We start from the raw sequence: 15,035 nt of genomic DNA on the forward strand, positions 1-15,035 counted from the left end.
TTTAAGTTGGAATAACTTAAAAACATATAGATGTTAAGGTAATACGAATAATATTAGTATGATACATATATTCTTTTGCAAGATATGTCGACACGTCTTGCGTCTAAAACATGCGTCGCACAATTTAGACCTGCCAATTATCAGGGTCTTGCTGCCATCTCATCAGTAATTGATGGCCTTCTTTATTAATAATATCTTCAGACAAACAGATATCGGCTAATTGATTTAAATTTATTAGTGAAAAGATATCAATCTCCAACTCTTTTGCCACCTTCTTCGCATTAGGTGTCTGGTAGTCCACCAAACACAAAACAGAGTCTACCACATGGCCTTGATCGCGAATAAGCCTTATGACTTTTTCAATACTTGAGCCTTGGTTTACCAGGTCTTCAACTAAAAGTAGTTTACTGTTTTCGCCAACTTTTCCTTCCACTATCTTACCTGTCCCGTGAGACTTAGGTTTAGAGCGAACATAATTCATTGGTTCTTTTCGAGCATATGCCAATGCGGCCGCATGTGAAATTCCAGCAGTGGCGACACCAGTTATAAAGTCATATTTAAGATTATTATTATTTATCGTCTCACTTAAGAGCTCTATTGCTAAGGCCCACATTTTTGGATCTGAAGACATGAGACGATTATCACAATAAATCGGCCCTTCTTTACCAGAAGCATATTTAAATGGATTTTGTGGTGAAATTTTAATTAAGCCAAATTTTATCATCTCTTTTACAAGATCTTGAATTTTAGAATGCATGCTAACCCCTTTAAATTAGTTTAATCAAAATTATCCATCTTAAAAAGAAGAATCATTGTATAATAATCAACTGATTTACAAATATTTAACTAACTAAATTTTATTATTTCAATAACTTACCGATGAGTGGGCAAAAGAAATACATAATTAAGATGAAATAATGAATTAAGGGGTTATTTTGAAGGCATTGTATATTTGTGATGAGAAAGATGAATGGGGATATATAAGAGACTCATTTTCTAACTGCTTTCCTGATATTCAACTACACTGTGCAATCAGTGGTGACGATGCAATCGATTTACTAAGCTTCGAAGGTCCATTTGCTATGATCTTAATAGAAGTGTCTCTTAAGAATGAGGACCCTTCACAACTTGCAGGAAAAATCTTATCCATTACAGGTCAAAGGCCATTTGTCTTCATTGGAATGGAAGCAATGATAAAAGAAAGAATTCCAGACGCACTATATGCTAGAAGTGAATCATCTTCGGCACTATTAAGGCCAATTGAAGAAGAAGATTTTATGACAGCTGTTAATAAAGCACTGGCGTGGGTTAAAAGCGAAGACTTTGGCTCAACTATTGAGGAATTTGAGGAAGATGACTTACTACCAATGAAAATTCGCGGTTTTTATCTTTTTGAAACACTGGCCTACGACGTCTATCTCGAGTTAACACAAACAAAGTATACTAAAATTATATCGGCAAATAAGAAATACTCTCATTCAACTATTCATTCATATGCAAGAAAGAATATAAAAGTACTCTATCTTAAAAAGAATGATTATCTAAAATTTCTTGAAGAGGGAATTGAGAATCTTTTAAAAGTTTTTGAAAGTAAAAAGAAGATTTCACAAGAAGAAGTGATCGAAAACCAAATTAAGGCCGTACTTCTGATACATCAATATGTGAAGACTGTTGGTGTATCAGAGAATGTGATTAACCTATGCGACAAGGTTATTCTTTGTAGTCGCGATATTGTTCTTGAGAATAAGAAGTATCGTAACGTACTCTCTTTATTTCCAAAGAGTGGGCCATTTGATATCGCCACTCAAGCAATTATGACTCTTTATTTATCACACTTTATCTTACAAGCGCTTGGCTGGGCATCTGAGACATCTAAGAAAAAACTTGGTCTTGCCTCTCTTTTATATGATTCAATGCTTGAGAATGAAGACCTTATTAGTATTCAATCATTAGAAGATCCACAGCTGAAAATGTTTAAAGAAGAAGAACAGGAAAATTATCGTATCCACCCTATTAAGGCAGCAGAAATAGCACAGTATTTTACAGGCTATCCTGAAGCAGACTTTGTTATCGCGCAACACCACGAAAAACCTAAAGGTGACGGTTTTCCTAATAACCTAAGTACCAATAAACTTACAGCACACTCATGTGCATTTATCTTAGCAAATAATTTCATCCTAAGACTTTGTACGAGTACTGGTGGAAAGAAGAATCTTCTCAATATCTTTAGAGAGATGAAAGAAGTTTACAACCAAGGAAACTTCAAAGATCCACTAAATGCATTACAAAGAACGATTGTGTAAATTAAATTTTTCTTAAAAACATACTTTTTATATCGGACAAAAACTTCTCTTTTTTAGTTTACATTCATTTTAACTAAGTTAAACTCTTTATATTGTAAATCAACAATTCAATATTAAGGAGTTTATTGATGAAAAAACTACTATGCGCAACTCTTTTTACAGTTGTAACTTCAACAGCATTTGCAGCTCACGGTCCAGCAGGTTGTGGTCTGGGTGCCGTTATCTTTGAAGGAAAATCAGGTCTTGCACTTAACGTTCTTGCAGCAACAACAAATGGTATCTTTGGTAACCAAACATTTGCTATGTCAACAGGTACTCTTGGATGTGAAGATGCAAAGTCAGCAAGAGTTTCGGCAGTATCATTTGTAGAAAACAATATGATTGCCTTATCAAGTGATATCGCTCGCGGTGAAGGTGAAAGCCTAAATGCTTATCTTGCACTTGTAAATGCACCAGAAGCAGACAAAACTAATCTAAAACAAAATTTTGATATGATCTTTGCAGACAATGCAGACGCTCAAACAATTCACAATAACATCCAATCAGTATTGGCAATGTAAGAATTTTGCCTACAGCCCAGCTGTAGGCACTTTTTTATACGCCAATGAATTAAATATTAAATAATGATAAAAACACTTACTGCAACAATTCTATCCATTCTGTTGGGGCAGACCATCTTTGCATCCTCAACAATAAAACAATTTGCATTTTCAGAGCCTTGGTTAAAGCTCATCCGTTATGAAAAAACTCTCTTTGGCCATAAGTCATTGGTAAAATCAAAAGAATACTTTCTATCTGATCATGGAATGACTTCTCCTCTTAAAGAATTAAAAAGAACAATTGAAAGACTTGAGTCTCCAAGAGTTGAAAATATGGACGAGCATCCAAAATGTCTTTTCCCTGCTCGATTCATTCTCCTTAAAGAAAATAACCTAATAAAACAGGCCCTAAACTTATTAGACTGTCCGGCCTACCAAAGTTATGTAAAAAAAATTGATATTTCATCTGTCTCAATTATTTTTTCTTCTTACTTTATTGAAAAGCCTGCTTCCACATTTGGACATACATTCTTTAGGTTACGTTCAAAATCTTCGGTCAAAGAGGATAATGACTTACTTGATTACGGCGTCGATTTCAGTGCAAAAGTAGATACTATTAATCCTCTTGTTTATGGATACAAAGGGATCTTTGGTGGATTTCGTGGAATGTATGCAATGATGCCTTATTACGTAAAGGTTAAAGAATATAATAATATGGAATCCCGCGACCTATGGGACTATGAATTAAATTTAACAAATAAAGACCTCATCTATTTTCAGGCCCATCTTTTTGAAATGAATAGGGCCTATTATGACTATCTTTATTTCACCAAGAATTGCTCCTATCATATTTTGGCCTTCGTCGATGCCATAAGGGTTGACTGGAATTTACTAGATCACATTAACACAGCAGTACCTCCTGTTGACACCATCTATGCGCTTTTTGAACAGGATAATATCGTTAAGAAGATAAAAACGAGACCTTCTTCTTATACAAAATTAAAAACTCGTTACAAAAAAATGACTACCAAACAAAAGCGCCTCTTTAAAACACTTATTGAGGATTACAAAGCAATTAATAAAATCAAAGATAACGAAGATGAGCTCTTTGTCTTAGATACATATAATCTCTATGTTGATTTTAAAAATGCTGATGTGGATGCAACAAAGTCATTGAAGTCTAGAGAGAAGAAAGAATATCGAATTAAAAAGTTTCAAATCAATAGTAAGCGGGCCAAGCTTAATTCAAAGTCTCAAATAGTCGACTATAACTTCTTAATGCCAAGCTCTCCGGAAAAAGGACATTACACAAATCGCTTTAGTTTAGGATCTAGCTTTGATTCTAAAGGTGAATACCTTAATTTTGAAATACGTGGAGCTCTTCACGATATTCTTGATCCACAAGTTGGTTTTTTACCAATGTCTACGACAGAACTCCTAAATCTAAAATTTGACTATAACCGTTACCAAGAAAACAAACTGCGCTTAGTTGATATAAAACTTGCACAAATTGAGGCATTAAGACCTGTAAATGCTTTTGCAAAGAAACTTAGCTGGCAATTTGATTTTGGATTTGCAGAAAGTTTCATCTATCAAAGTCGAAGCCTTAATCCCTACTTAGACTTTAACCTCGGTTATACATTTGGCAATGAAACCTTTGGACTAGCAGTATTTATGGCCACTCAAAACACTTATATTTACGAATCAGATTATAATTATGGACTAAGTTATGGGCCAAAACTTAAGGCCATTTCCATTCACAAATTAATCTCTATGCAAGCAACTTACCAATACCTCTTTGGCAACCATTCAGATATCAACAGGAGTCATGAATGGAGTTTTGAAGCAAGAATCCATCTCGGTAGAAATAGCAGCTTAAAATTTGGTTATGAATACTATGATGATATTTATCAAAGAGGCTTTGCAGGATTAAATATCTTCTACTAGATACCCCATTTATTTTTAATGTCACGCGGGGAGGAGGAGTTATATCTTGATATTAGCGAGGGTATTAATAATTTTCTTATATGTATGCTTAGTAAAACGCTCTTTAAGTTTATCCATAATCTCTTCAACATTGACTGCAGTCTTTGTTTCAATTTTTTGATAAATTTCTTCAGTGAAGGCCTCTGCAATAATAAGAACTTTTGCGAGAGGTGAAATGTCGTCTTTGTAGCTTGTAGCAAAACCTTGTCCATTCGGCGTTCCATGATGTTGCATGATAATAACATCAGCTCCAAGAGGACATCCTGGATAGCGCCTAATTGCATCTGCCGCTTCACTAGCATGGTTAATGATTATCTCTTTTTCTTCTTCCGTAATATTTGGATCAAAAATAAGTTTATCCTCATACATTAGATCAGGATGTTTCTTGTAGATTTGAACTAGATACATATCATGAAAATAAAGAACAAATTTTAACTTCTCTTTGTGCGCATCACCGCCCCATTCAACATTATCGAGAATATGAGTAGAAACGTAACCTGCAATAATTGAGTGACTATAGAGAAATCCAGACTTTAGTGCCGCAAGGTCTTTAAGCAGAGATTTAAGATCAGGAACATCCTCAATAACCTCTTCCATTGTATCCATACACATCTGCGATAGTTGAATGACTTCTTGAGTAACCTCTTGATTATCAAATAATTGTTCAGCAACAGCATCAATACTTTGTTCAACAAAGTCTAAAGATTCCTGTTGTGGAGTCTCTGGAGTTATTTGCTCCATACTTTCTATAAGTAGTTGAGTAACTTTTTTTGTGAAAGCAAAACGCTCTTTAGCTGGTATGAGTAAATTTGATACACCTTGATCAAGGAATTCTCTTACCTTTGGCCACACATCACTCTCTTTATCAAAGATTTTAGTTGGAGCAGATTGGCCATTATTTTCTAGCATATAATATGTGTCACAGAATGCTTTCTTAAATGGGAAGAAAAGTCGGATTGGCATCTCATATAAGTCTTCAGTAATAACTGCTAAGACCTCTTTTGGATTCATTCCAAGTGATTTGAAAATATTTTGAATAATTCCAGGAATATCAAATTGGTTTTTAACGATATGATTCTCATCTGGGATCAAGTCACCTTCACCAATTACAATAGAAGGAATATCTCGGTCGTTCTCAATGCAGTTATGATATGCCAATAATGCAGTATCCTCTCCATCAATACTTGCCATCGTAACTAATACATCAATTGCCACATCTGGATCTTCAATATGAATCAACGCCTTGTCTAAGCTCGATTCAAAAATAAGGTTCAACTCTGTATAGGTTTTCAAATTAACGCTATAAATTGAATTTAAGACCTCATTATCGCAGATAATTAATGCAGTTTTCACAAATTCCTCTTTAAATGATATTCTACAGATATTGTAGCATATACAATTACAGATAGTTAGCATTACAAACCAAAAGGAAAAAAATGCATTTGAATAAGAATGATTTAGTAATTGGAAAAATTGTTGAACGTTACAAGAGGTTTCTATTAGATTTCAAATTGACTAAGAAGTTCAAGGACTATGATAAAAAAGAAGTTCACACTGCCCACCTGGCAAACACAGGCAGTATGAAAAGCTGTTGGGAACCTAATTGGAAGGTTCTAATGACCCATAGTGATGATCCTAAAAGAAAGCTCAAATTTTCGGCCCACATGATTTCAAATGGCGACTCCTGGATTATGGTCAATACAGGACTAACAAATAAACTTGTTCAGGAAGCTTTGGAAGAAGGACTCATCAGCGAACTAACAAAATACCCTTACTTTAAAAGTGAAGTTAAGATTGGAAAGAGTCGTATCGACTTTCTTCTAAGTAACAAAGAAATTGATAAGAAAAATCTCGAACTAGAAAATGCAAAAGTTAAGTATAACTTTGTTGAAGTCAAAAATGTTACTCTAAAAGTTGACAATCAAGCACAGTTTCCGGATGCAGTTTCGACAAGAGGTCAAAAGCATCTTGAAGAATTGATGAAATTAAAAGAAGAAGGCCATGAAGCAACCATGCTCTACGTTGTTTCAAGGGAAGATATTAAAAGCTTTAATGTAAGCGATGTGGACAAAAGATATAAAGAGCTTCTCCATGAGGCCAAGAAAAAAGGAGTTAAAATCCTTGCCTATCAGCTTAGTATGAATGAAGAAGAAATAAAGTTAGCGAAGAAAATTCCAATCAAGCTATAGGTTTGTTGATTCAATCTTTTCAATCTGACCAACAATGCTAGAATAGACCTTACTCTCTGTTGGAATCTTTGTAAGAAGCTCGTTGAACTTTAAGTAATTCTCTTTTGTAATAAAACGAGACATTTGGGTTGCAAGAAGCGAACCAGTTGCAGCAGGAGAGGCTTGAATCTCACTAATAATTTGATCACTTACCTTATGCTGAAAGTTTTCGGACTTGGAATAACGATCTAGCTCATGAATTAGTAAATTAGTAAGCTCTCGACTTTGAGATTTCTTTGCAAGCTTAACGATAGCATTGAGAGATCTAATATCACTCTTTTGAGTACTTAATAATAAAACTGAATTCTTCTTTAGTTCATCATGTGGAATATCAATTAGATCAAGGGCCGTTGTAACAATAGAATGTGACCTAAAACCTCTTTTAAGTGTGAAATTATAAAGCTTATTAACCTTATCACTAATCTTTGAAGCAACTAATTGCTCATAACGATCATAGTTTTCAGAAACTTCATCACTTTTAAAATATTCATCACAGATAGTGCGCAAGCATGATTTTAACTGAGAAAGAGATTCTTCATATGACTTATAAATATGCATATCTTCAACTCTTCTCTTCTTTAACGCTCGTGTGTTAACATCATCAGAAATCGAAGCAATTGTTCTTTTAACGAAATCAGGTGAGCGATCCACATGCTTATACGGATTCGTTCCTTGACCAATTTCTTGCATAATTGTTGTTTCGATATCACTGCTTGTTAGAAAAACCGCCCCACATATAGAAGCGAGAACGACAGTGTTGATAAAGCTCTTTATCATTGCTTTCCTTTAATATTAACCAACCTAATCACTTGTCGGTCAAGATCAAGAAAATATTAAGCAATACTTTATCTCTCGCTCTAAAAATCAAGCACTTACAGCGCTTTTCTTTGATAATAATTTATGAGTTCATCAACAGACTTTAACTCAAGACGGGCCAAATCAATTTGAATTGATTCATTTATAGAAGAAAGTAATTTAGGTCCTTGAAAAATGAAAGCTGAATAAATTTGTAGTGCTCGCCCCCCAGCTCTCCAATACTCAACCACATCATTGTAGCTAGCAAAACCACCAACACCGATAAATTCAAGTGAGGGATAGTTTTTAATCTTTTCTAAACAGGCCTTACGAATATTATGTGCTTTCTTATAAAGAAGCTTTCCGGAAATGCCACCAACTCCCCTTTCTGGCATAATCGTTGTATTCGTAGCGATAATACCTGTTAGATGAAACTTAGCAGCTGTTTCTAGAATTGCATCGATCTCATCCATTTCAATATCTGGTGCTATTTTTAGATAGAGATCCACCTCTTCTTCTTTCCTATCTAAGGCCTTAAATAATTTCTCTAACGCATCTTTTGTTTGGTGAGAACGAAGGCCAGGAGTATTAGGAGAAGATACATTGATGACAATATAATCCGCTATATCCTTAAACTTTTGATAAAGAAGTCCATAATCCTTAGGAGCTTCTTCATCAGGTGTTGTTTTATTTTTGCCAATATTGACGCCTAGAGGAATACTTAGGCCTTTTGATTTTAGCTTTAATACTTGCTGATACATAAAGTCTGAGCCCAGATTATTAAAGCCCATACAATTTCTAATAGACTCTTCTTCTATGTAGCGAAAAAGCCTTGGCCTTTCATTTCCGATTTGTGGACGAGGTGTAACAGTTCCAACTTCAATAGCGCCAAAGCCAACTTGAGATAAGAATTCATAGGCCCTTGCATTCTTATCAAGCCCAGCAGCAAGTCCAACGGGAGACTTCCACGTTAGGTTCCCAACTTTTAAACATGTTTTGGGATCAATATGAGTATTAAATAAAGATGCAAAAAGAGGAAAGCTCTCCATTAACTTTATCGTTAAATCATGAGCATCCTCGGCATCGAGTTTAAAAAGAAGAGATTTTAAAGCTGAATAAACCATTAGTATAACTTTACAAAGTCACCTTCGTGAACAGAGCCCCCAGAATGGAGAATACCAATTGAAGCATCAGGTCCAACATAGTCAATGATCTCAATAGTTCCCTTCACTTCACCTTTAGAAACACCTATTAGTGCTCCAGTTTCAGGATCGTAAATATCAACACCTTCTGTTACTACTTTTAAGACGTCACCAATATTAAGTCCTGAATCTCGTCCAGCATTAACATAGATATTATTTCCTATAATCTTTGCAACACGACCAACCCATTCAAGCTTTGCGGCCGTATCTAGGATTCGAGGAATAGACCTTCTAACTGCAACCTTAACGACATACCTTAGAAGGTCTTGTCTATATTTTGATTTAGATTGTTGATCTGATTTAAAGAATCGATAACTCTTATCATCAGCATAACCATTTAAGGTGTCAGTATAGATTTCTTTATTTGAATTTACATCAAAGATGCGAATTTCGACTTTTGCCTCACTATAACTCTTTGTACTTCTGACAAAGCCAACCTCATCTGATTTTTCTCTGACTCGGGCCTCAATGATACGCCCAAAAATCACAAAGTTAATACCTTCACCTTTGGCCTTTCTTGTCATCTGTACAAGCTTAGATCCACCTTGTGAGTAAACCTGTTTTGAGGAACCAAAAAGTCTTGCAGACATTGGATCAACAATAAATTGACCTGTTCGATTTATTTCACGTCTAAGCTCTTCTGTTGCCACAACACCAAGGTCCTGGCCTCCAAACGGCGACTCATTGAAAAAAGTTAAAAGGGCAACTTTCTTCTTAACACCTGTAAAGTGTGTCCTCTCCATTGGTCTCGCTTGACGTCCACGATTATCTCTTCTTTGAGGTGGAGCAAGCAGTGAACAAGAAGTTGCTAAGATTAATAAAATTGGTAAAAAATACTTCCTCATAACTCTTATGCCTTATTACTGTCTCTTTGATTCAACTTTTTTTGTTAATGGACTTTCATTATTATGAATAACATTAAAAACAAATGGAAGAGTATCATCTCTTTTTACGATGGCCTCATCACCAAGCTTAACTGTTTTAAACTTTTCTAAGACTTCCATTGCCTTATCTTTATCACCAGAAAAAGTGATTGTTATATTAACAACATTACGAAGAGTTGCAGAAATTTGTGGATCAAAGAAATAAACAACACCTTCTTCTTTTAGCATTCCTGCAAAATCAAAAGCTTCATTAATATTTTTCGTATTTTTTAATACGATCTCAAATGAGTTCTTGATAGAGACTTTTTCTTTAACAGTTCTCTTTAATGACTTCATTTCACTAATTGGAAGCTGATAAACAAAACTTGCGATCTCAGAGCTTTGCTTATGAGGATCTTTTGTCGAATACTCCTGAGAAGCTGGAGCAAAATCAGTAAAAGTAACCACGGCACCATCACGTAAGTCAGTTAGAACAAAACCACCAAAGGTTTTGATATTAATGATCTGCTGCTTTTCGTCCTTGTACTCTTTAGATAATGTAATATCTAAGTTCATCATAAGGGAGTTTCTAAGTTCATTTTGGCGTGAGCCAAAAATAGCAGTGTCATTGCCCTCTCTTAGTTGAGCAAGGGGCTGTTTTAAATGCTCATAGATTTCTTGTCGAGTTGACGGGTTTACAACTTCAATACCATCTAGGAAAACACCACCAACGCTGGCAGAAAGCTCTTGCAACCAATGTTCTTCAACAACATCAGTAAATTTTGATTTTGAGCTTACACCTACTTCTTCCCAAGTCAGATCATTTAACTTGTAATTGATATTCAAATATAGTCTTGAGAATGTACGGTTCTTACCTGTACCAATAAATCGATAGTAGATCTCTGAAACAAGTTTACGATTAACTTTAGCGTTAATTGTAATGTAGTGAGTATCAGCTCGAGATAGAGACTTCGACATCTTCTTAATCGCATATGAAGTGATAATAGAATTGAACTTTCCATAAGAAGCTTGTGAAGTAAGTTTCTTATATCGAAGTCCTCGATCGTATCGATCTTTTTGGGCAGCACTTAATTGAACAGGATTCCCCTCTTCATCTACTGCACCAAATTTTTGATCATAATTTTCTTTTATAGGAGCAAAGTGCTCTTCAAACTTTGTTTCGTAATTTTGCCAAAATGTTTTTCGATCAAGGCCAAGTTTTTGAAGTTCTGAATCTAATACGTTACGAACTGTATTGGCATAAAGTTGCTTTTTTATGAAAGAGAGGGTGTCACCTGGCTTTGATGTGAATTGACCCTTCGCTGTTACACTGGCCGCATAAGTCGCACTTGTGCCTAAAAAAGCGAGTAAAATTATCAGTTTTCTCATATCCATCCCTAGATTTATTCTAATCTTTAATAACTTACGTGTTTATTTTACCTTACATCACTGATTTTTCCATCAATAATAAACTTCACCGCGTCTGCATCAAAAATCTCATTAATTTTCGCGGCCATCTGTGGCGTTGGGTTAACAAGATAATCACTTCCAAGTGGCATACGGGCCTTACCATTTTCATGTTCAAAAATAATATGAAGTGGAACAGTCCCTCTATGACCTAATATTGTTTGCTTAAGACGGTTTAGACGGCCTTCATTTAGTGAACCTGTATCAACATTTAGTCTAACTGATGACACTCGCTCCTCGGCCTGTTCTTTAAGTTTTTGTATCTTAGATGGGAAGAATTTTCGCGGTTCTTCTGCCAGGTTCACTTGTCCAGTCATAATGAGAGGATCATCTGTTGCCAGAATTTCTTCATACTGAACAAAGGTCTTTGGGAAAATGATACATTCAATCTTACCCGACAAATCTTCTAGGGTAGCAAAACACATGCGGTCCCCTTTCTTTGTCATGATATTCTTACGTTCAACAATCATCCCCGCAAGAACCATATCCCTTTTTGACTGCCCATCAATATCTTGAATCTTCCCAATTGGCATCGATGCCATTTGTTCAATAACACCTTGGTAGCGATCAAGCGGGTGACCTGAAACATAGACTCCGATTAGCTCTGCTTCTTGAAGGAGTTTATCTCGATCATCCCAGTCGCTAACATAATCAATATCTAATTTATTTGCACCTGTATCTTCTGCACCTTCTCCAAGATCAAAGAGATTCGTTTGTCCCATCTCTTTTTCTTTTTGACGCTTTTGAGCAAAGGCAACAACCATTTCCATATTCTCAACCATCGTTCGACGATTAAGTTCTTTTTCACAACCATCAAATCCACCAACGCGAATTAATGCTTCAATAGTTCTCTTATTAACTTGGCGTAAATTTACACGCTCACAGAAGTCAACAAAGCCAACGAATGGCCCATTTTCTGTACGCTCTCGAATAATTTCTTCGACAGCACCTTCACCAACACCCTTAATGGCACCCATACCAAAACGAAGGTTTCCATCAACAACGTTAAAGAGCCAAAGGGACTCATTAACACAAGGAGCAAGCACTTCAATATCATGCTTTCTAGCATCGTTAATAATTGTCGTGATCTTATCTGTATTAGAAAGTTCTGTACTTAGAAGTCCTGCATAGAACTCTGGTGGATAATAAGTTTTTAAGAATGCTGTTTGATATGCAATATATGAATAAGCAACAGCGTGTGATTTGTTAAAACCATATTCCGCAAACTTTGCCATTTGATCATAAAGAGTTTCTGCAATCTTTAGATCGTAATTTCTTTCTTTTGCACCATCTAAGAAGATTTGCTTATGGCGCTCCATCTCCTTAAGTTTCTTTTTCCCCATGGCCTTACGAAGCATATCCGCTTGTCCAAGAGAGTAACCAGCAACCTTACGAGCAATATTCATAACCTGCTCTTGGTAGATGATGATTCCGTAAGTATCGTTTAGAATTGGCTTAAGATCTTCAAATGGATAAGTCTCTTCTTTTCGGCCGTGTTTGATCTCAACGAATTCATCGTGCATTCCCGAGCCCATCGGACCTGGACGATAAAGGGCGTTAATGGCCGTAATATCATCGAGAGTATCTGGTGAAATACGACGACATAAATCCTGCATCCCTGAAGATTCCAGTTGGAAAACACCAATTGTATCCCCTTCAGAAATCAAGTCATAAACTTTCTTATCTTCGTAGTCGATTGCCTCGATATCAAAGTCAGGCATATAGTCACGCTTGATAAAGTCAGAAGCGTAGTCAATAACGGTTAGAGTTTTAAGCCCAAGGAAGTCAAATTTAACAAGTCCAATTAACTCAGAGAAGTCCTTATCAAATTGAACAACCTTCTCACCTTTTGCCCCTTTAAAAAGTGGACAATAGTTTACGAGTGGCTCACTCGTGATGATAACACCTGCGGCGTGAATACCAGCGTGGCGATAGAGTCCTTCAAGTCTTTTTGAGATGGTAAAGATTTGGCGAATCTTAGGATCAGTTTCAATTAACTCCTGAAGTTTTGGCTCCATCTCAATTGCTTTATCAAGTGTAATTCCAATCTCATCAGGAATAAGTTTTGAAATCATATTGGCTTCAGCAAATGTTAAGTCATATACACGAGCAACGTCTTTTACAACGGCCTTTGCTTGAAGCTTACCAAAGGTAATGATTTGTCCTACTTTATCTTCACCGTATTTTTGCGTTACATATTCAATTACACGCTGGCGTCCCGCTTGACAGAAATCGACGTCAAAGTCAGGCATGGAAATACGCTCAGGGTTAATGAAACGCTCAAATAGTAAATTATATGGAAGTGGATTAATATTGGTAATCGTTAAGGCATAAGCAACGAGAGAACCTGCTCCGGAACCACGTCCAGGGCCTACAGGAATTCCATTATCTTTTGACCATTGAATGAAGTCCGCAACGATAAGGAAGTATCCAACGAATCCCATTTGCATAATGAGATCCATCTCATACTGGAGACGCTCATAATACTTTGGTTTCTGCTCTTCCCAATCCGGTTGGTTAACAATATTTCTAAACTGAGGTCCATCAAAACGAGCTTGAAGTCCTTCTCTTACCTCTCTTATGAAATACTCATCAAGAGTTTCACCTGTATCAATTTCAAAATCAGGTAGATGATAAATTTGATTTCCATCATCATCATGCCAAGAAAGTTCAACATTACACTTATCTGCAATTTCCAGAGTATTGTCACAGGCCTCTGGGCAATAATGAAAAGCGGCACGCATCTCTTCTGGTGATTTGTAATAAAATGCATTTGAAGTCATGCGCATTCTATTCTCATCGGCGTAAGTCTTACCTGTTTGAATACAAAGTAGAACTTCTTGTGCAGTTGCATCCTCTGGCGTCATATAGTGAGAGTCATTAGTTGCAACTAATTTGATATTATTTTTCTTAGCAAAGTCGATAACCTTTTCGTTAACAATTTTTTGCTCAGGAATACCGTTTTCTTGAATTTCTAAATAGAAGTCTTCCGGTCCAAAAATATCGCTTAGTTTCTCAATTGCACGTATGGCCTTTTCATCTTGACCAGTAAAGAAGTTATAACCAACCTCACCTTTTAAACAAGCAGTCGTACAAATGAGACCTTCTGAATATTCACGAAGTAATTCTACATCCGCTCGAGGCTTATAGTAGAAACCTTCAAGGTAGGCTTTTGATAGAAGCTTACATAGGTTTTGGTAACCAGTATTATTTTTAGCAAGAAGAATTAAGTGGTGAATTTGTCTTGAAGACTCTTCAGCATCTTGAGAGCTAATATTAGCAGACTTCTTGGCAGCACGACGATCAAAACGAGAACCAGGAGTAAAATAAATTTCAGAACCAAGAATTGGTTTAATACCAGCATCTTTACAACGAGTGTAGAAATCAATAGCACCAAACATATTTCCGTGATCCGTTTGTGCGATTGCAGGAACACCAAGCTTTTGAGCTTCAGGTATTAAATCCTTTAAACGGATCGCTCCATCCAGTAGTGAATACTGTGTATGAAGGTGTAAATGGACAAAACTATCAGGGTGTGTTTCTTTTAATGATTTCTGAATTTCGTTGGCTTCGGTAGTGTCATTCGATTCGATGTTACTATCTTGTTCCATGGATTCCTCAAAATGTCTTATTTTATTAGTGTGTCGTGCAT

At 36.0% G+C, this 15,035-nt stretch carries 11 protein-coding genes; 4 read left to right on the top strand and 7 right to left on the bottom strand.

Annotated elements, in window-relative coordinates:
* Positions 1-124: 124 nt before the first annotated feature.
* Complete coding sequence (gene pyrE / locus ACN5L8_RS13880; protein ID WP_412474401.1) at positions 125-757, bottom strand: orotate phosphoribosyltransferase; 633 nt, start codon at positions 755-757, stop codon at positions 125-127.
* A gap of 178 nt (positions 758-935) precedes the next feature.
* Between pyrE and ACN5L8_RS13885 the strand changes: the two genes are divergently transcribed.
* The 3 genes from ACN5L8_RS13885 to ACN5L8_RS13895 all read left to right on the top strand — a co-directional run bounded on the left by ACN5L8_RS13885 (position 936) and on the right by ACN5L8_RS13895 (position 4,789).
* The gene (locus ACN5L8_RS13885; RefSeq protein WP_419173321.1) at positions 936-2,303 is read left to right on the top strand and encodes a hypothetical protein; all 1,368 of its coding nucleotides are present in this window, start codon (positions 936-938) and stop codon (positions 2,301-2,303) included.
* A gap of 128 nt (positions 2,304-2,431) precedes the next feature.
* Complete coding sequence (locus ACN5L8_RS13890) at positions 2,432-2,863, top strand: DUF3015 family protein (RefSeq protein ID WP_419173322.1); 432 nt, start codon at positions 2,432-2,434, stop codon at positions 2,861-2,863.
* A gap of 63 nt (positions 2,864-2,926) precedes the next feature.
* Positions 2,927-4,789 carry a DUF4105 domain-containing protein gene (locus ACN5L8_RS13895; protein ID WP_419173323.1) on the top strand — a complete coding sequence of 621 codons (1,863 nt, stop codon included), beginning with the start codon at positions 2,927-2,929 and terminating at the stop codon, positions 4,787-4,789.
* A 39-nt stretch (positions 4,790-4,828) separates the two neighbouring features.
* Here the strand turns inward: ACN5L8_RS13895 and ACN5L8_RS13900 are convergent, their stop codons facing one another.
* Positions 4,829-6,181 (bottom strand): hypothetical protein, encoded by a 1,353-nt coding sequence (locus ACN5L8_RS13900; RefSeq protein WP_419173324.1) that lies wholly within the window; start codon positions 6,179-6,181, stop codon positions 4,829-4,831.
* A gap of 83 nt (positions 6,182-6,264) precedes the next feature.
* Between ACN5L8_RS13900 and sfsA the strand changes: the two genes are divergently transcribed.
* Positions 6,265-7,017, top strand: a complete 753-nt coding sequence (gene sfsA, locus ACN5L8_RS13905; RefSeq protein WP_419173325.1) for a DNA/RNA nuclease SfsA — start codon at positions 6,265-6,267, stop codon at positions 7,015-7,017.
* Here the strand turns inward: sfsA and ACN5L8_RS13910 are convergent.
* The 5 genes from ACN5L8_RS13910 to dnaE all read right to left on the bottom strand — a co-directional run bounded on the left by ACN5L8_RS13910 (position 7,012) and on the right by dnaE (position 14,994).
* Positions 7,012-7,833 (bottom strand): hypothetical protein, encoded by an 822-nt coding sequence (locus ACN5L8_RS13910; protein ID WP_419173326.1) that lies wholly within the window; start codon positions 7,831-7,833, stop codon positions 7,012-7,014. The two genes, sfsA and ACN5L8_RS13910, sit on opposite strands and share 6 nt — an antisense overlap.
* Before the next feature lie 95 nt (positions 7,834-7,928).
* The gene (locus tag ACN5L8_RS13915) at positions 7,929-8,975 is read right to left on the bottom strand and encodes a quinone-dependent dihydroorotate dehydrogenase (protein ID WP_419173327.1); all 1,047 of its coding nucleotides are present in this window, start codon (positions 8,973-8,975) and stop codon (positions 7,929-7,931) included.
* Positions 8,975-9,898: a hypothetical protein gene (locus ACN5L8_RS13920; protein WP_114706339.1), complete on the bottom strand. Its 924-nt coding sequence runs from the start codon at positions 9,896-9,898 to the stop codon at positions 8,975-8,977. Before ACN5L8_RS13920 ends, ACN5L8_RS13915 begins: the two co-directional genes overlap by 1 nt.
* Before the next feature lie 15 nt (positions 9,899-9,913).
* Complete coding sequence (locus ACN5L8_RS13925) at positions 9,914-11,305, bottom strand: hypothetical protein (protein WP_419173328.1); 1,392 nt, start codon at positions 11,303-11,305, stop codon at positions 9,914-9,916.
* 47 nt (positions 11,306-11,352) lie between these two features.
* Positions 11,353-14,994 carry a DNA polymerase III subunit alpha gene (gene dnaE / locus ACN5L8_RS13930; RefSeq protein ID WP_114706341.1) on the bottom strand — a complete coding sequence of 1,214 codons (3,642 nt, stop codon included), beginning with the start codon at positions 14,992-14,994 and terminating at the stop codon, positions 11,353-11,355.
* Positions 14,995-15,035: the final 41 nt, after the last annotated feature.

The organism is Halobacteriovorax sp. (assembly GCF_048381875.1).
In the GTDB taxonomy this organism is placed as follows: Bacteria; Bdellovibrionota; Bacteriovoracia; order Bacteriovoracales; family Bacteriovoracaceae; genus Halobacteriovorax_A; species Halobacteriovorax_A vibrionivorans.